Below are 24420 nucleotides of genomic sequence, written 5' to 3' on the forward strand. Positions count from 1 at the left end.
AAATATTTCACAATAAAAAAAAGCTCTAAGATTTCTCTTAGAGCTTTGTACTTTTTTTAAGCTTTAGTTTCTTACAACGCAGCTACGTGCTTTGTTAATTTTGACTGTAAATTACCCGCTTTGTTTTTGTGGATAATATTGTTCTTAGCCAATTTGTGCAACATTGCAATTACAGCAGGAAGTTTTTCTTCAGCCTCTTTCTTATCAGATAGAGCTTTTAAATTTCTAACTGCATTACGAGTCGTTTTGTGTTGATACTTATTTCTCAACTGCTTCTCACGATCGCTTCTAATTCTCTTTAATGCTGACTTATGATTTGCCATAACTTAATTTCTTAAAACTTAATTTGTAGTCCGTAGGGGAATCGAACCCCTGTTACCAGGATGAAAACCTGGCGTCCTAACCCCTAGACGAACGGACCATTGTTTGCTTTCTTTTAAAGCGATGCAAAAATATAACTTTTTCTAAAATCAACAAATAATTTAATGATTTATTTTAAAAATATTTTTGAAACTTATAACATGTAAAAAAGCGCTTGCAGCTCTTTCGAATTGCGGTTGCAAATATACACTTGTTTTGAAAATCTACAAATAAAAATTATCTATTTTAATATGCTTTAGCAAAAAGAACACGTTTAGAAGAAGGTTTACCAGAATAAACACAAACCCCTTCCTCTTCTTCGGCATCCAATGCAATACATCGAATGGTCGCTTTGGTAAGTTCTTTAATCTTATCTTCAGTTTCTTCAGTACCATCCCAGTGAGCTAAAACAAAACCTCCTTTGTTTTCAATAACATCTTTAAAAGCATCAAATGAATCTACTTTTGTAATATGCTCATCACGATAGTCTTTTGCTTTTTTGAATAGGTTTTCTTGAATTTCTTCTAGCAACGCTACAATCTTATCTTCAATTCCTTCTTGACTTACTGATTCTTTAGTTAACGTATCTCTTCTCGCTAATTCTAACGTACCATTTTCTAAATCACGTGGTCCTATGGCTATTCTTAAAGGAACACCTTTCAATTCGTATTCAGCAAATTTCCAACCTGGCTTATGTGTATCTCTAGTATCAAATTTTACTGACACTCCTTTACTTTTTAATGAAGCGACAATACCCTTCACTTTTTCTGAAATAGCATCCAACTGCTCTTCTTTTCTATATATAGGTACAATCACAACTTGAATTGGAGCTAATTTTGGAGGAAGAACCAATCCATGATCATCAGAATGTGTCATTATCAAACCACCAATCAAACGCGTAGACACTCCCCATGAAGTAGCCCAAACATGCTCTTTTTTACCTTCTTTATTCGTAAACTTCACATCAAAAGCCTCTGCAAAATTTTGCCCCAAAAAATGAGAAGTTCCTGCTTGTAAAGCTTTACCGTCTTGCATTAATGCCTCAATAGTATAGGTATCTAATGCTCCTGCAAAACGTTCACTTTCAGTTTTCACACCTTTTACCACTGGCATCGCCATAAAATTTTCGGCAAAATCAGCATATACACCTTGCATTTTAGTTGTTTCTTCCAAGGCTTCTGCTTTTGTAGCATGCGCCGTATGTCCTTCTTGCCACAAAAACTCAGCTGTTCTTAAAAACAAACGGGTACGCATCTCCCAACGAACAACATTCGCCCATTGGTTTATTAATAAAGGTAAATCTCTATAAGACTCTATCCATCCTTTATATGTGTTCCATATAATTGCTTCACTCGTAGGTCGAACCACCAATTCTTCTTCTAATTTTGCATTAGGATCAACAATTAGCTTCCCTTCTTTCTCAGGATCATTTTTTAATCTATAATGAGTAACAACCGCACATTCTTTCGCAAAACCTTCCGCGTTTTTTTCTTCTGCTTCGAATAAACTTTTAGGCACAAATAATGGAAAATACGCATTTTCATGACCTGTTTCTTTGAACATTTCATCTAAAGCGTTTTGCATCTTTTCCCAAATAGCATATCCATATGGCTTGATAACCATACAACCACGTACTGCAGAGTTTTCTGCCAAGTCAGCTCTCACTACTAACTCATTGTACCATTTCGAGTAATCCTCACTTCGTTTTGTTAATTTTGCACCCATCTAAAAAAGTTTGGCATAAATATTGTAAATTTCTGTATAACAACTGTTAAAAACAGTTTGGCAAAACTACTAAATTTAGATTGTTCAACAATAAAAATTCAATGATTATGCAACCAACAACTCAACCTATCAAAAAAATTATTGGCTTTTCATTTTTTACGCTATTCATTGCGATTTTCACTTCTTGTGGGTCTTCTCAGTATTATGCTGAAAATCCTGATGGTATCTACCCAACTCCGAAAAACAAAAAATCAAATACAATTCAAGACACGAATAATACTTTTTCAAATGGTGTTGCAGATATTGAAGAAGATTTATATTACCAGAATCTTGAAAACAACGAGCAGCAGATAACTGACCAACCTACGATTATTGAAAACAACTACACAACTGTGTATGTCAACAATGGTATTGAGCCTTATTGGGGTGGTTTTTATGCCCCATATTATTATGGGAACCCCTATTATAGTTTTCATTACTTTTATACTCCTGTATATGCAACACCCTTTTACGGACATAATTACCGCTACCCAAACAACATCTACTATGGTAGAAGAAACACGTACAACTCAAACTACTTAGCATCTTCTTCGAGAAACAAATACGACTCTAGAAGACTGTATAGCAATCGAAATAATTACAGCAGAGACTACACATCGTCTGTAAGAAGTAAAAGAAGCTCAAGCTACTACAAACCAACTTCTTCTAGAAGAAACTACAGCAGTTCAAACTCCAGTGCTCGCTATAAAAGATATACTAGTACTTCAAATAGATCAAATTACAATACAAGAAGCTCTAGCACTTCTAATTCTTCAAGAAGTAGAAACTACAGTCGATCTTCAAATTCATCTAGCTCTAGAAGTTATACCCCAAGTAGAAGTAGTTCTTCCAATAGAACATACTCTCCAAGCACCAATTCTAGTAGAAGTTCTAGAAGCTACACTCCTTCTAGATCAAGCTCATCAAGAAGCATTAGTTCTTCAAGTAGTAGAAGTAGCAGCGTAAGAAGCCGAAGATAAAAACACTTGAGTTAAACCTAAAAATCTAAACATGAAGAAAATCTACCTACTTTTTCTAGTATGCATAGCAAACATTTCTCTTATGGCTCAAAGCATGGGGTATACAGATTTAGGCGTTTTGTTTTCACAAGAAAATTACAACGGAACAGCTAGATACAATGCAATGAGTGGTGCATTCGGAGCCTTAGGAGGAGACGTAAGTGCTATTTACCATAATCCTGCTAGTGGAGCAGTTTTTTCTAGAAGTGAAATTTCTGGTTCTCTTTCTTACGAAACAATAGATACCGATGCAACTTATTACGGAAAAACGACGTTCAACAATCAAACTGATTTTAGAGTTCCTCAATTCGGGTTTGTCATCGTTTTTGACGCTCCCTACTCGAGCAACTGGTCAAAATTCACATTAGGCTTTAACTATAGCACTCTAAACGAATTCAAACGCAATTATACAGCAAAGGGAAATAACGGCAGTTTTGTAAGATACAACCTGCACCCGTTTGACAACCCTGAATTGCCAGACGAACCTATTCCATATAACATCCCTGAATCACAAACATTTCAAAACAACACTTCAGGAAGATCAGATGTCTATACTTTATCAATAGCTTCAGCTTACAAAGATTTTTTCTACATTGGATCTACACTAAACTTTCACAATGTAAAATTCTCTCAAGATGTTTACTTAGGTGAACAAAATGGAGATGATGAAGGCAATACACTTTATGCCGATTACAACCAATTTCTATACGAAGAAAGCTCTGGTATATCTTTGGGTGTCGGTATGATTTTAAAACCTTTTAGAAATTTCAGACTAGGTTTTGCATATCAAAGTCCGATTTGGTACCCAGAAATATATGAAGAATCTAATGCCATAGACTACGATCTTGAAAATTCTTATTCTGGGTTTCAAGAAAGAGGCTATTTAGACATTCAAAGTACTGATATCCCTGGACTGTATCGCAACACTTACGACAACAACCCAGAATTCTTGACTTATAAATACAATATGAATACTCCTGAAAAATGGACTGCTAGTGCTGCGATTACTCTAGGCCAGCATGGATTAATTAGCGTCGATTATCACCAAAAAAACTATTCATTGATTCGATTTGGAAACGGAAGTAATTTCCAACAAGAAAGAGATGAAATTGCAACTTCTTTAACAACAGCGAGAGGCTTGAGAGGTGGTGGAGAATTGCGCTTCAATCAAATTAGCTTACGAGGAGGAGCTTTATTGGAAGAAAGTCCATACAAGCCCAATAACGAAACCTTTTATAAAAAAGGAGTTTCTTTAGGACTTGGATTAAAATTCAAAAATGCAAAATTAGACTTCGCATATCAATATACAGAAATCGACGAGAATTACAGCATCTACCACAGCTCTGAATCTGTAAATGATGTAACACTTTTAAACGCTAATTCAAGATTCTCTACAACTTTAGCGCTGTTATTTTAACTCGCCATAAATTATTGTTATCTCACTAGTTGAAGTTTCAATAAACATCGTATTATTTATTTGAGCAATTAGCTTATTTTTGCATCAAATTAAAATCGAAGATGATGAAGCATCAAATTAGCACAGAAGCAACAAACAATCCTAGCATTGTTAAGTTCAATAGCAATAAGCTATTAACACAAGGCGGAAGTTATCAATATAACAATGTAGACGAAACAAAAGAGTCTCCTCTTTCAAAACAATTGTTTCATTTACCGTTTGTTAGTAAAGTATTTATCAGTGCTAATTTCATTGCAATTGAAAAATTTGATATTGTAGAATGGTCAGATATTCAAGAAGAGATTAGAGAACTCATCGAAATGTACCTAAATCAAGGTAATGAAGTCGTTACAAGTGCTGCAGAACCTAAAAAAATATCGATTGAAATTTACGCAGAGAGCACTCCAAATCCAGAGGTAATGAAATTTGGAAGCAATCGCTTGTTGACAGAAAATGATTTTGAATACAAAAACGTCTCTGAAGCAACGAACTCACCATTGGCTGTAGAATTGTTCAAATACGCATATGTAAAAGAAGTATACATTGCAGAAAATTATGTTTCTATTACAAAAAACGACTTGGTTGAATGGACTACAGAAACCATCAATGATCTGAGACAATTTATTAAAAGTTATATTGAATCGAATAAATTAATCATCGATGAAACCGTAGCAAAACCTATCGTTGAAACCCCAACTGTAGACATCAAAGAATTAGAAGGAACTTCACTAGATATTGCAGGGATATTAGAAGAATACGTAAAGCCCGCAGTGGCTGCCGATGGTGGAAATATTGTTTTTCAATCGTACGACGAAGACACGCAAGTTGTAAATGTAATTTTACAAGGTGCTTGTAGCGGTTGTCCATCATCAACAGTGACATTAAAAAATGGAATTGAAACGATGCTGAAAGAAATGCTACCAAACAAAATAAGTTCAGTTGTTGCTGTAAACGGATAAACCCTATTTTAAATGTCAAAAAAAATCACTCCTTACAAAGATTCACAACTAGGAAAAAAAGAACAAGTTGCGAAAATGTTTGATACCATTTCGACAAACTACGATGGTTTAAACAGAGTTATCTCTTTTGGAATCGATGTAAAATGGAGAAAAAAAGTGATTGAATTAATTGGAAAGAACAATCCGAAAAAAATTCTTGATATCGCTACAGGAACTGGTGATCTTGCTATAATGATGGCTAGTTTGCAACCCGACGAAATTGTTGGATTGGATATTTCTGCAGGAATGCTTGAAGTAGGAAAAGAAAAAATAAAAGAAAAAAATCTTTCAAGCCTCATTGATATGGTATTGGGAGATTCTGAAAATATTCCTTTTGAAGACAACTATTTCGATGCCATAACTGTTTCTTTTGGTGTCAGAAATTTTGAAAATTTAGACAAAGGGTTAAAAGAAATATATAGAGTATTAAAACCTGGTGGAACCTTTGTAGTTTTAGAAACTGCTGTACCAACCAAAACCCCTTTTAAACAAGGGTATCAGATACACTCTAAATACATTTTGCCTTTGGTTGGAAAACTCTTTTCGAAAGACAAAACGGCCTACTCATATTTGTCTGAATCTGCAAATGCTTTTCCTTTTGGTGAAGCTTTCAACAATATTTTAGAAAAAAATGGGTTTAGTAGTTGTAACAACCTTCCTGTTACTTTTGGAGTAGCGTCAATTTATACCGCCACAAAAAAATAACACTAGAACAAAGGAAGCTTGTAAGCGAATTTAAGTATGAAAAAAAGAAGCATCTTATTAGTTATTTCTATTCTCTTTATCACTTTGAGTTTAACTGCTCAAAAAAGAAAAGTGAATCAACTTCCTAGTTTTGACAAACATGAAATTCATTGGGGATTTTACCTCGGTTGGAACAACAGTAATTATAAACTTACTTATAAAGAAAACATTTTCCCAAACACAAGTGTAAGATTCGACAACAAAACAGGTTTCAATGTTGGTTTGATTGGAGATGTAAAAATCAATGAGTTTTTTAATTTAAGACTAGAACCAGGATTAATAAGCAACGAAAGTACCATCTATTTTATAGACGAAAACAACACAGGTATTTTCGACAACTATTCCTCTGCGAACATAGAATCGACTTTTTTACATGTACCTATTCTTTTAAAGTTTAGTGCACTGCGTTTTAACAACGTAAAACCATACTTGATAGGAGGTTTTTCATACGATTACAACTTCTCAAGCAACCAAGACAGTAAAGATGATAATTTTAGTGGACAGTTTAGAATGCAAACGCACAACTTCATGTATGAATTAGGTTTTGGATTCGATTTCTATTTCCACTACTTTAAATTCTCACCATCCATTCGTGGGCAATTTGCAATGACCAACGAAATCTATTATGACGATCCTGCAAATGGGCCTAGCCCGTGGACAGACCCTATAGATTTTATGGGTACTAGAAGTTTATTTATCAAGTTAGCTTTTGAATAAGCTATTTTTTGATTTTAGCCTCTTTTAAATTCACTTAGAATTATTGCTGTAGCTGTAGCAACATTCAAACTCTCTGTTTCTTGTATCGTTCCAAATCGCGGTATGGTTAGTTTGTTAGAACATAGATTCTCTACCGTTTTAGAGATCCCATTGGCCTCATTACCCATCACCAAAACTCCTGTTGTAGGTAATTCAGTATCGTAAATATTGTCTCCTTCCATATCTGCACAAAAAACAGGCACATCAACTTTAGATAGATATTCGTCTAGCTGTAAATAAGTAATATTTACACGAGTCAAAGAACCCATTGTGGCTTGCACTACTTTCGCATTAAAACAATCTACCGTATCTAACGAGCAAACCAATTGTACAACACCAAACCAATCACACAGGCGAATAATTGTACCTAGATTGCCTGGGTCATTTATACTATCCAAAGCAACAATCATTCCTGATTTTTGAACTTCTTTTTCTTTAGGAATTTTAAATACCGCCAACACACCATTCGGAGTTTTTAAGGCGCTAATTTTTTTAAAGTCCGTATTTTTTATCAGCTGAAAATCGTATGCTTCGAAAAACGGTCTTGTATCTTCAGACACAAATAATTTTTCCAATTCAAAAGACGAGGACAAGAGTTCTGAAACTACTTTTTTCCCTTCAGCAATAAAAAGCTGATGTTTCAATCGCTGTTTTTTTTGCTCTAAACTTTTGATTAATTTGATTTGATTTTTAGACAATTCCATAGGTAAGCATTGAGTAATAAAAGGCAAGGTATTTGTTGTACTACAACTTTTATTGCAGAGCAAAAATACACTTTTTAGGAAGGAAAATTAAAAAGGAATTTAAACTCTATAAAGAAGCTATGATTATACGCTTCAAAAGTACTATTTTTGAAAATCATTAAACCTAACGTTGTTGTTTCAAAACACTAAGATATCATTTTTATATTTTGTTGGAATCATGTTCATTTTCAGCGCATGTAAAACCACAAAGTACGTGCCCGAAGGAGAGTATTTACTTTCTAAAAACGAGGTGTCTATTGATAACAAAAACAAAATTGATAGTGAGGCCAAAGATTATATTATACAAAGACCTAACTCCTCTTTTCTAGGAATTCCCTTTCCTCTTCATTTCTACAACCGAGGAAATATCGATTACGAAAACAGACATGCGGAATGGGTTGAAAAACATCCAAAAACAAATTCATTTTTAAGAGCTGTTTTTTCTCAGAAACAAACTGTGCAAATGGGAGAAACATACAAATCGTTAAATAAATGGTTTTTGAATGGAGGCCAGCCACCCGTTGTTTTAGACGAAAGAAAATCAGAATTAAGTACTCAAAAACTAAAAAAATATTACTTCAACAATGGATATTTTAATGCGGAAATTAATTACGATATAACCTTGGACTATGATGTGTTATTAAATGAAGAAAAAGCAAAAATTAAATATAATATTGTAAAAGGAAAGCCTTTTCTTTTAGATAGTATCCGTAGAATAATTGACTCTGAAACTTTAGATTCTATATATAAAATCACAAAAACCAACTCACTATTGAAATCTGGAGATATTTATCGAGATGTCAATTTTAGAAAAGAAGCAAATCGACTTACGAGAATCTTTAGAAATTCAGGTATCTATCACTTTAACGAAAACCAAATCGGTTTTTATGATATTGACACACTAGCAACCGACAATAAAACAGATGTAATTTTAAAAATCACCGACCGATTAACCGAAAACGAAGGTGTCATTGAGACCAAACCATTAAAGGTTCAAAAGGTTACAAAGATTGGGATCTTTACTGATTATAGTTACGAACGAAAAAACGAAGCATTTAAAGACACAACCGAATTCAAAGGATTTAGTTTCTATTCTCATGACAAACTAAAATACAACCCGAAAGCAATTTTAAACGCAGTATTTATAGAACCCGGGAACATCTATAAAGACAGTGCAAGAAGTCTAACAAGAAAACATTTGAAGTTACTTCGAAATTTTAAAATGGTGAAAATAAAATACACCGAAATAAATGACGAAGAACTCGCTGCAACCATCGTATTAAGCCCCATGAAAAAATATTCGGTAAGTACCAATACCGAAATTATTCATTCTAACATCAAACAACTAGGTTTCGCTGGTGGATTTTCTTTTATCAACAGAAACACTTTCCGAAACGCAGAAATATTTAAACTCTCGTTTAAGGGATCTATTTTCGACGTAGCAAGAAATATTGGTAATCCAAACGACCGACCTTTTAGTTCTTGGGAGCTTAGCGCCGATGCATCAATTGAAGTTCCGAGAATAGTTTTTCCGTTCAACAGCTATCAGATAATAAACAAGAGAATGGCTCCGAAAACCTTGTTCTCAATCGGTAGTAGTTTTCAGAAAAACATTGGGTTAGACAAACAGAAATTCACAGCCTTTGTCGATTATTCATGGACGCCTAATAAAAGAACCAAACACACCATTGAGCCATTGAATGCTCAGTATGTAAAGAACCTAAATAAGGATCAATATTTTTATATTTACTCATCAGAGTACAACGATTTGGTAATCATTCAACAAGCCTATTTCCCAGATTACCCACTTACAGAAGACAATGCATTGCAGTTTATCAATGACGAAATCGATGAGGATTTTCAGCAAACCGATCCCGATGCCTACCAAAGAGCAAAAAACATTGAGAAACGAAATGAAATAATTACCACCGATTTCGTAATTCCGTCTATTACCTATGCCTTTACATATAGTACACAAGATAATTTTAAAGACAAAGAATACTTTTTCTTTAGAGCAAAAATTGCAACGTCTGGAAATTTACTTACCGCATTATCAAATACACAAATCAACGGAGTAAAAACATTTGCAGACATACCTATTGCACAATACACCAAAACAGATTTTGAATTCATCAAATACTGGAACCCTACGAAATCTACCGTATTGGTTTCAAGAACATTCGTAGGTATCGCTATTCCTTACGGAAACTCTAAAGACATACCTTTCACAAGTAGTTACTTTATCGGTGGTTCGAGTGATATTCGGGCCTATAGAACCTATGAGCTTGGACCAGGTTCGAACGATAGTGGCTTAGAATACAATGTTGGAAGTTTAAAATTGATTACGAATATTGAGTATAGATTCGGTTTGACAAAGAGTTTAAATGGCGCATTATTTATCGATGCCGGAAACATCTGGGATATCACAAACTCTGAAATATCTGAACCAGGAGATAAATTCACCAGTCTTGAGTCGTTAAAAAACAGTGCTATCGGTAGTGGGTTTGGACTTAGATACGACTTTAGCTTTTTTGTTTTCAGAACTGATATCGGTTTCAAAACCTACGAACCTTACCTAGATGGAAACCGATGGTTCCAAAATCACAACTTTAAAAACGCAGTGATTAACATCGGTATTAACTACCCATTCTAAACAAGTTTGCACCTGCAAAATCACTAGTAATTAGACAACTATTCCTACATCGATTTCGCGATTTTCTTACAGCAACTTCTCTAAAATCCACCAACATCCCATTTAAAATTATTACTTTTGTGTCAAATTTTTTAAAATAACAAACCATGAGTCACAACATCAAACCAGGAGTTGCTACAGGAGATGCAGTTCAAGAAATTTTCAAGTTGGCAAAAGCAAAAAACTTTGCTATTCCAGCTGTAAACGTAACAGGGAATAATACAATTAACACTGTTTTAGAAACAGCTAAAGAATTAAATTCTCCAGTTATTATTCAATTTTCAAACGGAGGAGCTGTATTTAATGCTGGTAAAGGATTAGATAACACTGACCAAAAAGCTGCGATCGCTGGAGCAGTTGCAGGAGCAAAACACGTTCATGAATTAGCTGTTGCCTATGGTGTACCAGTAATTTTACATACAGACCACGCTGCTAAAAAATTATTGCCTTGGATTGACGGATTATTAGATGCATCAGAAAAGCATTTTGCTGAAACTGGAGCGCCATTATTCTCGTCTCACATGATTGATTTATCTGAAGAACCATTAGAAGAAAACATCGCTATCTGTAAAGAATATTTAGCGCGTATGGACAAAATGGGAATGACTTTAGAAATCGAATTAGGAATCACTGGTGGTGAAGAAGATGGTGTTGATAATTCTGATGTTGATGAATCTAAATTATACACGCAACCAGAAGAGGTAAACTACTCTTACGAGCAACTTTCTGAAGTTTCTCCAAGATTTACTGTTGCTGCTGCTTTTGGAAACGTACATGGTGTATACAAGCCAGGTAACGTTAAATTGACTCCAAAAATTCTTGACAACTCTCAAAAATTCATCGAAGAGAAGCACGGTTTAGAGCACAACCCTATTGACTTTGTATTCCATGGTGGTTCTGGTTCTTCAGTAGAAGAAATTAGAGAAGCAATCGGATACGGAGCTATTAAAATGAATATCGATACTGATTTGCAATTCGCATTTATGGAAGGAATTAGAGATTACTTCGCTGACAATGCTGCTTATTTAGCAACGCAAATCGGAAACCCAGAAGGACCTGAGGCTCCAAACAAAAAATACTACGATCCTCGTGTATGGTTACGTAAAGGTGAAGCTACTTTGAAAGCACGTTTGATCAAAGCTTTTGAAGATCTTAATAATGTGAATACTCTATAAGAGCCCACACATTATTAAATACTACCTAAAGAGAAACTGAAATATTTTCAGTTTCTCTTTATTTTTTTAGTAAATTAGCCCACTATAAAATAGAATAAATTATGTCAGCTTGGTTTAAAAGAATAGAGAAAGGAATTAATACTCCTACAGAAGCTAAAAAAGATGTACCTAAGGGATTATGGTACAAAACACCTAGCGGGAAAATTGTTGATACAGAAGACTTAAGACAGAATCTTTATGTGAGCCGTGAAGATGGTTACCATGTAAGAATAGGTAGTGCAGAATATTTTGAAATATTATTTGATGATAAATTCAAAGAACTTGATGCTTCACTAGAGGCGGCAGATCCTTTAAAGTTCTCTGACACAAAAGCTTATCCAGACAGATTAAAAGACGCACAAAAGAAGACAAAATTAAAAGATGCTGTTCGTACTGCCGTAGGTAAATCTTTAGGAAAAGATTTGGTTATTGCTTGTATGGATTTTGCTTTTATTGGCGGATCAATGGGAAGTGTTGTTGGAGAGAAAATAGCTCGTGCTATTGATTATTCGATCAAAAAGAAAATTCCATTTTTAATGATTTCTAAGTCGGGAGGTGCTCGTATGCAAGAAGCTCCTTTATCGTTAATGCAAATGGTAAAAACTTCTGCGAAATTAGCTTTGTTAGCTGAAGCGAAAGTACCTTACATCTCTTTATGTACCGATCCTACAACTGGAGGAATTACTGCTTCTTTTGCCATGTTAGGTGATATCAACATTGCAGAACCAAATGCATTGATTGCATTTGCCGGACCACGTGTTGTAAAAGACACAACGGGAAAAGACTTACCTGAAGGTTTCCAACGCTCTGAATTTTTATTAGAACATGGATTTTTAGATGCCATTTACGAGAGAAAAGAATTGAAAAAACAAATCAATCTTTATATAGATTTGATTTCAAATCAAAAAATAAGATCATAAAAAAAGCCCCAATTTTGGGGCTTTTTTATTTTTATACAAAAGCTATTTTCTTTTGTTTTTTTGCAATTCGATTTCTTCCACTACTCCATCAGCATCGGTAAAAGTGGCAATAGCATCGCAACTACCATCTCCAAAATCTAACGTACCCGTTTTATTCGTTTTTGATATTTCTTTCACCCCACTTACAATAAATCTACAAGTCAACTCCTTGCGAAGTTTTTGCGTAATCTCAACTGAATGTACTTCTCCATTTTTAGAAGTAGAGGTCCAGTTACCAGATATTTCATATACCTTTGAAGCCCAATCATCTTGAGTTCCGCCCGAAATTAATTCTGTTACTCGTGTACCTTCTCTCGAAGCCGTTTCTCCAGATTCCCATGAAATTAAGATAGACTCTGTAAATGTCGTTTGGCGATTTCCATTTTCATTTGACCCTACTTTCACAGAACTACTCTCTCCCGAAATTTGTTTGTCATTTATAAAAAAATCTTCGTAGCCATGCGTAACCGACTTATTTCTTAACGATTTATCAATAGTATAAGTCATCAGTAATTTTCCTTTTAAAATTTTATCATTTTTTAAAGTACACCCTTCACCGAAATCAATAATTACATTTTTTACACCTGCCTCAGTTGTCACAGTTTTTACCGCACACTCTGGTAAATATCTATCACGCTTCTCTATTTTATATGCCAAAGATGAAAACTCTTCATCTGTATAAATTTCCTCAAAAATTGCGACTAATTCGTCAACTACTGCATCTCCATCCTCAATCGAAACAATCGTTTCTTTAGAAACATCATCTACATTTACTCCATTGTCTGTTTCACATCCGGTAATTGAGTACATCATCAATACAAATAAAGACATGTATAATAACTTTGTTTTTTTCATAATAATTCAAATTTAGTTGGTTTCACTTTAACTATCAGACTATAAATTTACTAAAAGGTTTAAAACAAACTACATAAATAGTGAAATCAATTGTTAGATTAGAAAATAATAGTATCTTTGCAGCCTTGATAAAATACTTATCAATACATAAAAATTATTAATTTTAAATTTAATGTTCGCATGTATTTAACATCTGAAGTAAAAAAAGAAATTTTCAAAAAGCACGGAGGTTCTGAATCAAACACAGGATCAACTGAAGCGCAAATCGCTTTATTCACACACCGTATCAATCATTTAACTGAGCACTTAAAGTCTAATCGTAAAGATTTTAACACTGAACGTGCGTTAGTAAAGTTAGTAGGTAAACGTAGAAGTTTATTAGACTACTTGATCAAAACAGATATCTTAAGATATCGTGCAATTATCAAGGAATTGAACTTGAGAAAATAAAAACTCTAAAAAGAGGCAATCTATATTGCCTCTTTTTTATTTTTGGCATTAGTATTTTACTCCACAGGGACTTCAACAACCCCAAAACAACACACACAATATTTTAATAACAAAATTTAGGATTAAATTATGATTCCAAAAGTATTTAAAGAGGTTATCGACCTTGGAGATGGAAGATCAATCTCATTAGAAACAGGAAAATTAGCAAAACAAGCTCACGGTAGCGTTGTTGTGCAAATGGGTAAAGCAATGTTGTTGTGTACTGTAGTATCAAACTACAAACAAAGTGACGTAGATTTTTTACCGTTAACAGTAGATTACAGAGAAAAATTTGCTGCAGCAGGTAAATACCCAGGAGGATTCTTTAAAAGAGAAGCAAGACCTACAGATGCAGAAGTATTAACAATGCGTTTGATTGACCGTGTATTGCGTCCATTATTCCCAAAAAACTACCACGCAGAAACACAAGTGATGGTGCAATTAATGTCTCATGATGAAGACGTTATGCCAGATGCACTTGCGGGATTAGCTGCTTCTGCTGCTATTCAATTAAGTGATATTCCTTTTGAAACTCCTATTTCTGAAGCACGTGTTGCAAGAGTAAATGGAGCATTCGTTATCAACCCTACTAGAGCACAATTAGAAGAATCTGACATCGACATGATGATTGGAGCTTCTGCTGATTCTGTAATGATGGTAGAAGGTGAAATGGATGAAATTTCAGAAGAAGAAATGGCTGATGCTATTAAGTTTGCACACGAAGCAATTAAAGTACAATGTACTGCTCAAGTAAAATTAGCTGAAGCTTTTGGTAAAAAAGAAACTAGAGAATTTGCTGTTTCTGAAGAAAATGAAGAATTAGCTGCTAGAATTAATGATTTAGCATACCAAAAATGTTACGACATCGCTAAAAAAGGTACTTCTAAAGTAGAACGTACTGAAGCTTTTGCTCAAGTAAAAGAAGAAGTTGTAGCTGCATTTTCTGAAGAAGAAGTCGAAGAATTCGGAGATTTAATTGGAAAATATTTCAGCAAATCACAAAAAGAAGCTGTACGCGAATTGACATTGGCAGAAGGTTTACGTTTAGACGGACGTAAAACAACTGAGATTAGACCTATCTGGTCTGAAGTTGATTACTTACCTTCAACACATGGATCTTCAATCTTTACTCGTGGCGAAACACAAGCATTAGCTACAGTTACACTTGGTACATCTAGAGATGCAAATATTATTGACTCACCAACACACGAAGGTGAAGAAAGATTTTATTTACACTATAACTTCCCTCCTTTCTGTACAGGTGAAGCGAGACCTTTAAGAGGTACTTCACGTAGAGAAGTTGGTCATGGAAACTTAGCTCAAAGAGCATTGAAAGGAATGGTTCCTGAAGATTGCCCATACACAGTAAGAGTAGTATCTGAAGTATTAGAATCTAATGGTTCTTCTTCTATGGCAACTGTTTGTGCTGGTACGTTAGCTATGATGGATGCTGGTGTTCAAATGAAAAAACCAGTTTCTGGTATCGCAATGGGATTGATATCTGATGGAGATCGTTTTGCTGTTTTATCAGACATCTTAGGAGATGAAGATCACTTAGGTGATATGGACTTTAAGGTTACGGGTACTGCTGATGGTATTACTGCTTGTCAAATGGACATTAAAATCAAAGGTCTTTCTTATGAAATCTTGGTAAGTGCTTTGAAACAAGCTCGTGAAGGTCGTTTGCATATTTTAGGTAAAATCACTGAAACAATTGCAAGCCCTAACGCAGATGTAAAAGAACACTCACCTAAAATGGTTACCAAGAGAATCGCTAATGAATTTATCGGTGCTTTGATTGGACCAGGTGGAAAAAACATCCAGGAGTTACAAAAAGTAACTGGTACTACCATTGTAATCAATGAAGATCCAGTAACTGAAGAAGGAGTAGTTGAAATTCTAGGAACAGGTTCTGAAGGAATTGATGCCGTTCTTGCTCGTATTGAATCTTTGACATTCAAACCAGAAAAAGGTGAGAAATACAAAGTTAAGGTAATCAAAATGTTAGATTTTGGTGCCGTTGTTGAGTATTTAGACGCTCCAGGTAACGAAGTATTGTTACATGTTAGTGAATTGGCATGGGAACGTACAGAAAACGTTTCTGACGTTGTAAACATGGGAGATGAATTTGAAGTTAAATACTTTGGAGTTGACCCTAAAACACGTAAGGAAAAAGTATCTCGTAAAGCATTGTTAGAAAAGCCAGAAGGATATGTTGCTAGACCTCCTAGAGACAATTCTAAAGGTAGAGATAACCGTGGACGCGATAACCGCAGAGACGACAGAAAACCAAGAGAAAAAAGAGACTAATCGTCGAAAGACAATCTCAAAAATAAATGAATCCCATCAATTTTAATTGGTGGGATTTTTTTCATGCAAAAAAACAAAAACTCTCACATTTCTGTGAGAGTTTTATACCCCATAAGTTTACCCAATTAATCACACAAACATGTGAGAAAAAGAACTACTTTATACCATACAAATATAGAGCAGTACCAAATATTCACAATGCAAAAACCCGATTATAAACTTGTCTATACACTCTTTGAACAAAATACAACGACAAAATTAAACACAAAAAAAGCTCAGAAATTTCTTCCTGAGCTTCTCTATATTTGTTGAAATATCTTAGTAAATATTCGCTCTATTATCTTCGATATCAGACAATTCTTTTAAAGAAGTAAACAACTCTCTTGCAAGTTTGTTTTGATTTTCTTTTGCCAAAGAATTTCTAGATCCTTCGTAGCTAGGCAAATCAGCTGGAGCTTCCTTTTTTGAAACTTTCACAGCGAATACTCCTTTAACTCCTACAATATTAGAAACAACCTTATCCACTGGAGAAGCATAAATAGCTCCAACAACACCAGGCTCAATACCTACACCAGAAATCGTCGGCGCTGCCATTGTCACATTTGAAAAGTTTTTCACTTCGGTTGCATTCGCCGTAGCTATACTGTTTAAGTCAGCACCATTCATTTTAGCAGCAATCAACGCAGCTTTTTTCTCTTTCAATAAAATTGGTTTTACTTTTGCAGATGCAGCAGAAGCAGATTGCAAGCCTTTCGCTGTTTTATTAGACAATACAACCACCGCATAACCCTGATCTAAATCAAAACGCTTTACAGAGTTTACATTTGTCTCAGCATCAAACGTCCAACGAACAATACTTCTGTTATTACCCAAACCAGCCACAGCATCTTCCATTGCTTTTATACCAACTAACGGACGTACTATGTAATTTTTTTCTTTGGCTAATTCATCGATTGAAGCTCCATTCGAAACTTCATATGCCAAAGATTCAGCTTGTTCAAAAATTTGATTCTCTGTATCTTCAGAAGCTTCAATTTTCTTAGAAATCGTAGCTAACTTAACTGCCTTTTGAATATTCTTTTGTCCTGTAATTTTTATTACATGATATCCGAAGGTTGTTTTAACAATTCCGATTTTTCCATTTTTGTTTAAGAAACAGAAATCTCTAAACTCAGGTACCATTTGGTTATAAGTAAACCAATCTAAAGCTCCTGCTTTTTCTGAATTCGATTTATCTGCAGAAATATTTTTAGCCAATACTGCAAATTTCGATGGCCTTTTCTTAACTACAGTTAAAATACTATCAGCCAATTTTTTCGCTTGCTCTTCTGATCTTGTAATTTCAGGATTTGCCGCTCTCGAACCTACATATGCAACTAGGATATGACTAGCTTGCACAGAGTCTGGCATTTTAACAAAATCTTGCACTTTAGAAATTCTCAAATGGTTTTGGAATTTATAAGGTCCAACCACGTTTCCTTTATTCGCTGCAAAGATTTCATCTGCCACTACTGTTGGTAAATTGTTTTTAAACAAAAACCTATCGTCTAATGCAATATCTGTCCCTTCATCCTCAACAAACTCTGCAACATTCTCTGTCTTTACAAAACCAGGTACGATATAGTTCAAATCATCTTTCAAGTCATCTTCATCTTTTTGAGATGCCTTGATATCAAAACTCACATACTTGATATCTCTAGTAGCTTCGGTTTCAAACTGATCTTGATGTGCATTTACATAAGCTTCAACTTCAGCTGCACTTACACTCACCTCATCATCTTTAATTGATGCATAAGGAACATAAACATAAGAACCGTCAAGTTTTGTTTGTCCTTCAAGGTAAGCTCTTTCACCTTCTTTTAATGAAGCACCTACTCCATAACGAACCAATTGTGTATAGGCTGATTTTTCTAAATTTGCTTTTACACTTCTTTCTGTTTGCAACCAATTCAACCAAGCATTATTTGCTTGATCTTTTGAATTACTTTTCAAATTAGCTAAATATTCTTTGAATTTTTCTTCATCAAAAAGACCAATTTCATTTTTGAAAATTTCGGCATTTTTAATTGATGGAATTTCAACGATGGCATCCCATATATCTTTTTCACCTACAACTATCCCTGCTTCTTCTAACTGTGTCTTGAATATTTTTTCACTCAAAACATTATTCCACACAGCATTTACCGCTTGGGTTTCAGAAACATTTGGTCCTACATTTGTCTTGTAAGCCTCAACTTGAGCAGCAAAATCTCTTCTACTTACTGATTCTCCATTAATCTCACCTACTGAATCTACTTTACTTGAATTAAAGAAGTCTAAAATGTCTTTTGGACTTGCAACAAAAGCAAACAACGCCAAACCGATAATCACGATTAAAAACATTGAACGTTCTCTAATTTTTGATAATATTGCCATGTTATTTTATGTATTATTATTTATTGATAGTGTGCGAAAATACAATTTCCTAGGAAATAAAAAAAGGGCAATGTTTATTAAATTGGAAACTTTTTGGTTCGAAGAATAAAAAACTTTCAAATCTAGTTACTCACATCGTTTTCAGCGTGTAAACTAGATGATTTTCAACAGGACTTCTTCTATTTTAGAACCGCTAACTTTGGTGATTTGAAACTCGTAATTTTCGATATTAAGCACACTTCCTTTTTCAGGAATACTCTCGGTATGTTCTAAGATAAAACCACCTAAAGTTTCGTAACTCTCTTCTTTTGGGATTTCTAAATTATAAGAATCATTCAAATAATCTATTTCTAAACGAGCTGAAAAACGGTACTCTTTTTCGTCAATCCTTTCGTCGGTCAACTCCACAGAATCATGTTCATCTTCAATTTCTCCAAAAATCTCTTCGATAATATCCTCAACTGTGATCATACCCGATGTTCCTCCATACTCATCTAACACCAATGCAATGCTTTTCTTCTTTTTTGTTAAAGAATTAAGCACATCGCTAATCGTAATAGACTCAGGAACGATTTCTACCGGCATTAATATAGATTTGATACTCTTTGGTTTCGAAAACAAATCAAATACTCTTACATACCCCACAACATCGTCTAAAGAAGTTTTGTACACTAAAATTTTTGACAATCCTGTTTCAACAAATATTTTTTTCAAGTTCGCCACGGTTTCATGAATTTCTACCGCTGTAATCTCAGTACGCGGAACCATGATTTCTCGCGCCTTAACATTGTTAAAATCTAGGGCATTCTGAAAAATTTGAATTTCAGAATCTAAGACATTATTTTCATCTGAAGTATCTAATTGTTCTGTTATATAATCTCCTAATTCTTCTTTGCTAAATTCTTTTTGAGACTCTGTTATATTGGTATTAAAGAAAAGCTTCAGAAAAAAATCTGAAATGCGACGCATAAATCCAGAAATGAAATAAAACAGCAAATAAAACAGATACGCCGGAAACACGAACACTTTCAAAGTTTCATTCGCATAAATTCTAAAAATCGCTTTCGGCAAAAATTCAGCTGTAATCAAAATCACCAATGTAGATATCAGCGTTTGTATAAACAACACCAAAAAATCACTTGACAAACTCTCTGGCAAATAAGGAATGACAGTTTTTACTAAAACATCACCCATATAATAACTATAGACTACAAGGGCAATATTGTTACCTACGAGCATCGTAGTAATAAATTTCGAAGATTTTTCTGTAAGTCTACCTAAAAGAACATAGGCCAAACCTTCTCGCTTTTTTTCTAATTCAATGTGTAACTTATTTGCAGAAACAAACGCAATTTCCATACCTGAAAAAAAGGCTGAAAGCAAAACGGAAACAACAATAATAGCAATCTCTAACTGCATTAGCATAAATTTAGCAACTCTTACTTAGATCTTTTTTTTCTAAAGTTACGCTTAAAGAAAAACATAAAGATGGCCAAGATTCCAAAACCAATTGAAAGATAAGCTTTTTCCCTATCATCTGCCCATGCCAAAACCCCTTCTCCAATAAAGATAATTCCAATTATTGCGTAGGCTATTTCTAAATATTTCCCAAACGTATTCATAACTACTCTTCTTTTATTTTTAAATTTCCTGATATTTTCTTCAATACCCATCCCGACAAGTCCATATTTGATTCAAAGCCGACTCCATGAATCGTATCACCCTCTGTGATTAAGGTAAATTTTTTATCCGTAAAAACATAATTAGTTTTCTGATCCCAATACAACTGTGGAGTTAATAACTCTGATTTTTCGGTATGATTGTAAATAACCACATCTCCTATCAATTCAGAAATAGAAGTTTTTGAATAGGATATTGCATAATTACCTGTCACTGTTGTAGAATCAATTCCTTTTTTGTCGATTGTCACCAATTTAATTCCTTTTGGATATTCAGAATATGGATGATTTTCTCTATTTGAAAAATCATATAATAAAGGGGTATTCAATCGAAACACGATCCTACCAGAATCTTTATAAACATGCTTCACATTTACAGATTCTCCAACAGGTAAATTTTTATCTGCTAAGAAATCATTCACTTCTTGCACACTGTTTGCACAAGAAAAAAACATTGCTACCAAAAAAATGGCAACAATGTTTTTAAGTATTCTTTGCATGTTTTTCAACATATTCATTCTTTATCCAGTAAAAGATTATTCTTACTCAAAATTAAGGAATTTTTACGGTAGTATTGATCCAACATCCAATTTTATATGGAGTTCCTGATTTTAACCCTTCAGTAAAAATTGCTTTTTTATCTGGAGCTGATGCTTTGTAGCTCTTTACGTATTTGTTAGCGCGAGATCTGTTTACAGGATCTACAGCGGCAGCTCTTTCTGCCATTTCTTGCGCTGCAACATACACCATTCTTTTTTCAAACTCTGAAGTACCACAGCTATTTGCACTTGAAGCATACAAACCTGCAATTAACAAATATGCCTCTCCCATACTTCTTTTGTACTTGATAGCTTCTAAAGCAGAAGTTCTCGCTTTCGTTTTCAAACCTTTTTGTCTTAAAATTTGTGCAATTTTATACAAATAATCTGCTTTTTTATAAGGGTCTGATTCTTGATCAACAGCTTTTAAGAAATATTCTCTTGCTTTGTCCATTTGATTCTTTTTTACCAAAATCCCAGCATAAAATACAGATGCTTCAGGAGATGGCTCAGCTGTAACATAAGCTTCAACCAATGTATCATACAAAGGATCTTCTGTACATTTTTTCTTGTACATCATATTCACCGCACTTTTCAACCATGGTGCATTCGATTTATTTGCTTCGAAATCTTCAGTATACATAGGAATCAAACGCTCACATGTAGACAAATCAGTAATAATTTTATCCAAACCATGAACTACCTGACCCATTGCTTTAGAATTGTTTTCGTACGCTTTCTTTAAAGATTTCTCTTTAGAAGACAAAACGTTTCCTTGCTCTACTTTTGTAGAATACCCATCAAGTTTCGTCGCGTAGTAGTTTAATTTTTTCTCTACAGCTTTCACCAACAAATCGTACGTATCAAAAATGTATTGAACATTCGATTCTTTATGCTCATCTGTCACATACTGAAAATATCTATAGATAGACTTCACTCCCATCTTAGATGGATCTATCTGATATGCTTTTTTCAATTTATTATAAACCTCAACATCTGGTTGTTTGCTATAAATTAAAAAATCTGCATAATCACTATAGACTTTTGCCAAATCTTTAGGATAATACTCAATTCTTTGCTCATAAACTTTGTTTACCAACTCCATAGCAGCCTGTTTATCAGCATCAGCCGCCTTTTTATATCTGTCTTTGGCAATATTTACTCCCAGCTTATAGATATTTACTGAAAGTTTTGGTGTATTTTCAAAACACCAAATCCAGTTTTCATAAGCAGCTTCATAATTCTTCGATTTGTAATCTCCTTTAAAAAGATTGTACTTAATCATTGCCTCCTCACTTGCAGGTTCTTGAGCTGATACAGTAGTATAGCTTAAAACCAAACTCGCTATAATGAATACAATTTTTCTCATATTTATTTAGTTTATTCTTAACGGTTAATTTATTCTTCTTTTGTTGAACCATTTATCTCCTAAAGAGATACTCATTCGTACATTAAAATATTTTTCTTCTACTAGTCCTTCAATGACACTACCTTTCACACCATATTCAGCACCAATATTCAAATGTGTCAAACCTTTACCTAACGGCAAACCTACACCAAAAGATATGCCAACATCTTTCAAAGCATTTCCCTGAAGCTGCATTCCTAAATCTTCATACTTGATTCCTGCTCGGTAAACCACTCTCTGAAAATAACTTGTAAGCGAGTTAAATTTCGGGATATAATACCCTCCAAACGACATTCTAGAGTAATCAGTATATACAACTCCACGTGTATTATTTAACAAAGTCTGTCCAGTATATTGCTGCGCTTTATTATAACTATATTCAAAACTCGACTGCCACACACTTGCTTTTCCATAAGCAATTGCCATCGTCGTATTTAAAGGTGTAGTAACCGAACCTTTTACTGTAACAGGCTCTAATGTTTTTCTAGGAAAATCATTGATATCTGAATCTGACAATTTATAGAAGCTACTTGTCTCGGTAACGTTGATTGTACTTTCTGGAACAACAGTCAATCCTAAATTCAAGTTTTTTGTTTTACCCACACGTTTTGTATAGAACATACCTAACTTAGCTTCTAGTCCTCTCAAATCAGAAACCGATTTTTCTCTAGTATCATAAGTAATTCCATCTTGTACCTCAGTAACCACATGCTCTATTTGACCGAACACATAAGACGCCTCAGCTCCTAAAGAAAACCCCTTGAAAATCTGATAACCAGCACTTAAAAACAAACTACTTGCTCCCCCAGACCCTTCAAATGTCAAATCACTTGTCATATCTTCATTTTCTCCATACAAAGTATATCCAACACCTGTTCGAGCTCTTAAACCTCCGGTAATTCCACCTTTGTTTCCCAATGGGATCCCCATCCCTAAATAAGAAAGAGAGAACAATGACGAACGTTGTTTATTTGTTCCATCAGAAATTTCGTTCAACGTATTTATAACCCCTAAAGAATAGGTAGTGAAACGCATATTCGTTTGAGCTGCAGGATTACTAAAATTCAAGTTTCCTGGAACTGATAAAGCCGTACCTGTAGCTCCCATCATATTCTCTTCAACCGTTTTGGCGAGAAAATTATTTCCCATTCCAAAAAAAGAATAAGGTGATGCTTGTTGCTTCTGTGCGAAGTGCTGCGCTGTTATCAGTAAAGCAAAAAACAAAAATGTTTTCTGTATCATTCGTTTATATTGTATTTCAATATTGCATGCAAACCTTCTACTAGAAAATTTGGATTCGCAAATATGCCATTTTTTAATCTTTTAGACAAGTAAAACATATCACCGCCTGTTAAAACAACTGTTAAATCTGAATATTGTTGTAAATAGCTTGAAATAATACCATCAACTTCGCAAACAAAACCATATCCAACTCCCGAATGAATAGATGAATTAGTATCATTTCCAATCATTTGAAAAGAAGTCTCCGCTGGCAATAAAGGTAATTTTTCTGTAAAAGCATGCAATGCTTTATAACGCATTTCTAAACCAGGAGAAATACCACCTCCCAAATATTGATTCTCTGCGTTCAAAAAATCATAAGTTATACAAGTACCAGCATCAATTACCAAAACATTTTGCTTTGCATACTTCGTAGCTGCTGCACTCATCAAGGCAATTCTATCAACACCAAGTGTTCCTGGTGTTTTGTATAAATTAACAAAAGGCACTTCGGTAGATTGATTCAATAAAATAAGAGGGATTCCTATTTTATCCAATCCTGAAGTCTTCGCATCAAATTTACCAACAGTCGATAAAATTATCTGGTCAATTGCAAAATTTAAAAAAATAGTAGAAATTTTTTTCTCCGTTGAAACCACATCACCTACCTCTTCAAAAACAATGTTATCTCCCTCAAAAACAAATACTTTTACACGCGTATTTCCGGCGTCAATTATTAGATATACCATAGTTTTTTATCAATGTTCAAATATACGAATAGATTTTTTTAAAAATTGTT

Annotated in this window: 21 protein-coding genes and 1 tRNA gene; 10 read left to right on the plus strand and 12 right to left on the minus strand. The window is 34.2% G+C overall.

Annotated elements, in window-relative coordinates; all coding sequences use genetic code 11:
* Positions 1–71: 71 nt before the first annotated feature.
* From rpsT to proS, 3 genes are all read right to left on the minus strand, one after another.
* A complete protein-coding gene (gene rpsT / locus F6P99_RS01690) occupies positions 72–323 on the minus strand; it encodes a 30S ribosomal protein S20 (RefSeq protein ID WP_152285705.1) in 252 nt (83 codons plus the stop codon).
* Between the two features lie 26 nt (positions 324–349).
* Positions 350–421, minus strand: a tRNA-Glu gene (locus F6P99_RS01695).
* Between the two features lie 185 nt (positions 422–606).
* Positions 607–2085 carry a proline--tRNA ligase gene (proS, locus tag F6P99_RS01700; protein WP_152285706.1) on the minus strand — a complete coding sequence of 493 codons (1479 nt, stop codon included), beginning with the start codon at positions 2083–2085 and terminating at the stop codon, positions 607–609.
* A 107-nt stretch (positions 2086–2192) separates the two neighbouring features.
* Between proS and F6P99_RS01705 the strand changes: the two genes are divergently transcribed.
* From F6P99_RS01705 to porT, 5 genes are all read left to right on the plus strand, one after another.
* The gene (locus F6P99_RS01705) at positions 2193–3104 is read left to right on the plus strand and encodes a hypothetical protein (RefSeq protein ID WP_152285707.1); all 912 of its coding nucleotides are present in this window, start codon (positions 2193–2195) and stop codon (positions 3102–3104) included.
* A gap of 82 nt (positions 3105–3186) precedes the next feature.
* Positions 3187–4560, plus strand: a complete 1374-nt coding sequence (locus tag F6P99_RS01710; protein WP_152285708.1) for an OmpP1/FadL family transporter — start codon at positions 3187–3189, stop codon at positions 4558–4560.
* A gap of 101 nt (positions 4561–4661) precedes the next feature.
* Positions 4662–5558, plus strand: coding sequence for a NifU family protein (locus F6P99_RS01715; protein WP_152285709.1), 897 nt, complete (start codon positions 4662–4664; stop codon positions 5556–5558).
* 12 nt (positions 5559–5570) lie between these two features.
* A complete protein-coding gene (ubiE, locus tag F6P99_RS01720) occupies positions 5571–6302 on the plus strand; it encodes a bifunctional demethylmenaquinone methyltransferase/2-methoxy-6-polyprenyl-1,4-benzoquinol methylase UbiE (protein WP_152285710.1) in 732 nt (243 codons plus the stop codon).
* Between the two features lie 36 nt (positions 6303–6338).
* Positions 6339–7058: a type IX secretion/gliding motility protein PorT/SprT gene (gene porT, locus F6P99_RS01725; protein WP_152285711.1), complete on the plus strand. Its 720-nt coding sequence runs from the start codon at positions 6339–6341 to the stop codon at positions 7056–7058.
* Between the two features lie 14 nt (positions 7059–7072).
* Here the strand turns inward: porT and F6P99_RS01730 are convergent, their stop codons facing one another.
* Complete coding sequence (locus tag F6P99_RS01730; protein ID WP_152285712.1) at positions 7073–7801, minus strand: TrmH family RNA methyltransferase; 729 nt, start codon at positions 7799–7801, stop codon at positions 7073–7075.
* 217 nt (positions 7802–8018) lie between these two features.
* Here F6P99_RS01730 and tamL point away from each other — a divergent pair, with 217 nt between their 5' ends.
* The 3 genes from tamL (at position 8019) to accD (ending at position 12666) form a co-directional block, all read left to right on the plus strand.
* A complete protein-coding gene (tamL, locus tag F6P99_RS01735; RefSeq protein ID WP_152285713.1) occupies positions 8019–10493 on the plus strand; it encodes a translocation and assembly module lipoprotein TamL in 2475 nt (824 codons plus the stop codon).
* A gap of 146 nt (positions 10494–10639) precedes the next feature.
* Positions 10640–11707: a class II fructose-bisphosphate aldolase gene (gene fbaA, locus F6P99_RS01740; protein ID WP_152285714.1), complete on the plus strand. Its 1068-nt coding sequence runs from the start codon at positions 10640–10642 to the stop codon at positions 11705–11707.
* Between the two features lie 101 nt (positions 11708–11808).
* Entirely contained in the window at positions 11809–12666 is an 858-nt protein-coding gene (gene accD, locus F6P99_RS01745; RefSeq protein WP_152285715.1) for an acetyl-CoA carboxylase, carboxyltransferase subunit beta, read from the plus strand.
* 42 nt (positions 12667–12708) lie between these two features.
* Here the strand turns inward: accD and F6P99_RS01750 are convergent, their stop codons facing one another.
* Positions 12709–13560 (minus strand): hypothetical protein, encoded by an 852-nt coding sequence (locus F6P99_RS01750; protein WP_152285716.1) that lies wholly within the window; start codon positions 13558–13560, stop codon positions 12709–12711.
* 180 nt (positions 13561–13740) lie between these two features.
* Here F6P99_RS01750 and rpsO point away from each other — a divergent pair, with 180 nt between their 5' ends.
* Both rpsO and F6P99_RS01760 read left to right on the plus strand, forming a co-directional pair.
* Positions 13741–14010 carry a 30S ribosomal protein S15 gene (rpsO, locus tag F6P99_RS01755; protein ID WP_152285717.1) on the plus strand — a complete coding sequence of 90 codons (270 nt, stop codon included), beginning with the start codon at positions 13741–13743 and terminating at the stop codon, positions 14008–14010.
* A 129-nt stretch (positions 14011–14139) separates the two neighbouring features.
* Positions 14140–16359 (plus strand): polyribonucleotide nucleotidyltransferase, encoded by a 2220-nt coding sequence (locus F6P99_RS01760; protein ID WP_152285718.1) that lies wholly within the window; start codon positions 14140–14142, stop codon positions 16357–16359.
* A 318-nt stretch (positions 16360–16677) separates the two neighbouring features.
* Here F6P99_RS01760 and F6P99_RS01765 read toward each other — a convergent pair whose 3' ends face one another.
* The 7 genes from F6P99_RS01765 to F6P99_RS01795 all read right to left on the minus strand — a co-directional run bounded on the left by F6P99_RS01765 (position 16678) and on the right by F6P99_RS01795 (position 24370).
* Entirely contained in the window at positions 16678–18774 is a 2097-nt protein-coding gene (locus tag F6P99_RS01765) for a peptidylprolyl isomerase (protein WP_152285719.1), read from the minus strand.
* A 153-nt stretch (positions 18775–18927) separates the two neighbouring features.
* Complete coding sequence (locus F6P99_RS01770; RefSeq protein ID WP_152285720.1) at positions 18928–20193, minus strand: hemolysin family protein; 1266 nt, start codon at positions 20191–20193, stop codon at positions 18928–18930.
* Positions 20194–20213: 20 nt separating this feature from the next.
* Positions 20214–20396, minus strand: coding sequence for a hypothetical protein (locus F6P99_RS01775; RefSeq protein WP_152285721.1), 183 nt, complete (start codon positions 20394–20396; stop codon positions 20214–20216).
* Between the two features lie 2 nt (positions 20397–20398).
* On the minus strand, positions 20399–20953 hold the full coding sequence (gene lptC, locus F6P99_RS01780; RefSeq protein WP_226912986.1) for an LPS export ABC transporter periplasmic protein LptC: 555 nt from the start codon (positions 20951–20953) through the stop codon (positions 20399–20401).
* Positions 20954–21005: 52 nt separating this feature from the next.
* Entirely contained in the window at positions 21006–22361 is a 1356-nt protein-coding gene (locus F6P99_RS01785; RefSeq protein ID WP_152285722.1) for a tetratricopeptide repeat protein, read from the minus strand.
* A 24-nt stretch (positions 22362–22385) separates the two neighbouring features.
* The gene (locus tag F6P99_RS01790) at positions 22386–23642 is read right to left on the minus strand and encodes a PorV/PorQ family protein (RefSeq protein ID WP_152285723.1); all 1257 of its coding nucleotides are present in this window, start codon (positions 23640–23642) and stop codon (positions 22386–22388) included.
* Positions 23639–24370 (minus strand): type III pantothenate kinase, encoded by a 732-nt coding sequence (locus tag F6P99_RS01795; RefSeq protein ID WP_152285724.1) that lies wholly within the window; start codon positions 24368–24370, stop codon positions 23639–23641. The genes F6P99_RS01790 and F6P99_RS01795 overlap by 4 nt, the downstream gene beginning before the upstream one ends.
* Positions 24371–24420: the final 50 nt, after the last annotated feature.

This window comes from Flavicella marina, assembly GCF_009193215.1.
GTDB classification, from domain to species: Bacteria; Bacteroidota; Bacteroidia; order Flavobacteriales; family Flavobacteriaceae; genus Flavicella; species Flavicella marina.

Excerpts from the sequence above, each read along its gene's own strand:
- rpsT (WP_152285705.1), bottom strand. The coding sequence starts at position 323 with ATGGCAAATCATAAGTCAGCATTAAAGAGAATTAGAAGCGATCGTGAG.
- proS (WP_152285706.1), bottom strand. The coding sequence starts at position 2,085 with ATGGGTGCAAAATTAACAAAACGAAGTGAGGATTACTCGAAATGGTAC.
- F6P99_RS01705 (WP_152285707.1), top strand. The coding sequence starts at position 2,193 with ATGCAACCAACAACTCAACCTATCAAAAAAATTATTGGCTTTTCATTT.
- F6P99_RS01710 (WP_152285708.1), top strand. The coding sequence starts at position 3,187 with ATGGCTCAAAGCATGGGGTATACAGATTTAGGCGTTTTGTTTTCACAA.
- F6P99_RS01715 (WP_152285709.1), top strand. The coding sequence starts at position 4,662 with ATGATGAAGCATCAAATTAGCACAGAAGCAACAAACAATCCTAGCATT.
- ubiE (WP_152285710.1), top strand. The coding sequence starts at position 5,571 with ATGTCAAAAAAAATCACTCCTTACAAAGATTCACAACTAGGAAAAAAA.
- porT (WP_152285711.1), top strand. The coding sequence starts at position 6,339 with ATGAAAAAAAGAAGCATCTTATTAGTTATTTCTATTCTCTTTATCACT.
- F6P99_RS01730 (WP_152285712.1), bottom strand. The coding sequence starts at position 7,801 with ATGGAATTGTCTAAAAATCAAATCAAATTAATCAAAAGTTTAGAGCAA.
- tamL (WP_152285713.1), top strand. The coding sequence starts at position 8,019 with ATGTTCATTTTCAGCGCATGTAAAACCACAAAGTACGTGCCCGAAGGA.
- fbaA (WP_152285714.1), top strand. The coding sequence starts at position 10,640 with ATGAGTCACAACATCAAACCAGGAGTTGCTACAGGAGATGCAGTTCAA.
- accD (WP_152285715.1), top strand. The coding sequence starts at position 11,809 with ATGTCAGCTTGGTTTAAAAGAATAGAGAAAGGAATTAATACTCCTACA.
- F6P99_RS01750 (WP_152285716.1), bottom strand. The coding sequence starts at position 13,560 with ATGAAAAAAACAAAGTTATTATACATGTCTTTATTTGTATTGATGATG.
- rpsO (WP_152285717.1), top strand. The coding sequence starts at position 13,741 with ATGTATTTAACATCTGAAGTAAAAAAAGAAATTTTCAAAAAGCACGGA.
- F6P99_RS01760 (WP_152285718.1), top strand. The coding sequence starts at position 14,140 with ATGATTCCAAAAGTATTTAAAGAGGTTATCGACCTTGGAGATGGAAGA.
- F6P99_RS01765 (WP_152285719.1), bottom strand. The coding sequence starts at position 18,774 with ATGGCAATATTATCAAAAATTAGAGAACGTTCAATGTTTTTAATCGTG.
- F6P99_RS01770 (WP_152285720.1), bottom strand. The coding sequence starts at position 20,193 with ATGCAGTTAGAGATTGCTATTATTGTTGTTTCCGTTTTGCTTTCAGCC.
- F6P99_RS01775 (WP_152285721.1), bottom strand. The coding sequence starts at position 20,396 with ATGAATACGTTTGGGAAATATTTAGAAATAGCCTACGCAATAATTGGA.
- lptC (WP_226912986.1), bottom strand. The coding sequence starts at position 20,953 with ATGCAAAGAATACTTAAAAACATTGTTGCCATTTTTTTGGTAGCAATG.
- F6P99_RS01785 (WP_152285722.1), bottom strand. The coding sequence starts at position 22,361 with ATGAGAAAAATTGTATTCATTATAGCGAGTTTGGTTTTAAGCTATACT.
- F6P99_RS01790 (WP_152285723.1), bottom strand. The coding sequence starts at position 23,642 with ATGATACAGAAAACATTTTTGTTTTTTGCTTTACTGATAACAGCGCAG.
- F6P99_RS01795 (WP_152285724.1), bottom strand. The coding sequence starts at position 24,370 with ATGGTATATCTAATAATTGACGCCGGAAATACGCGTGTAAAAGTATTT.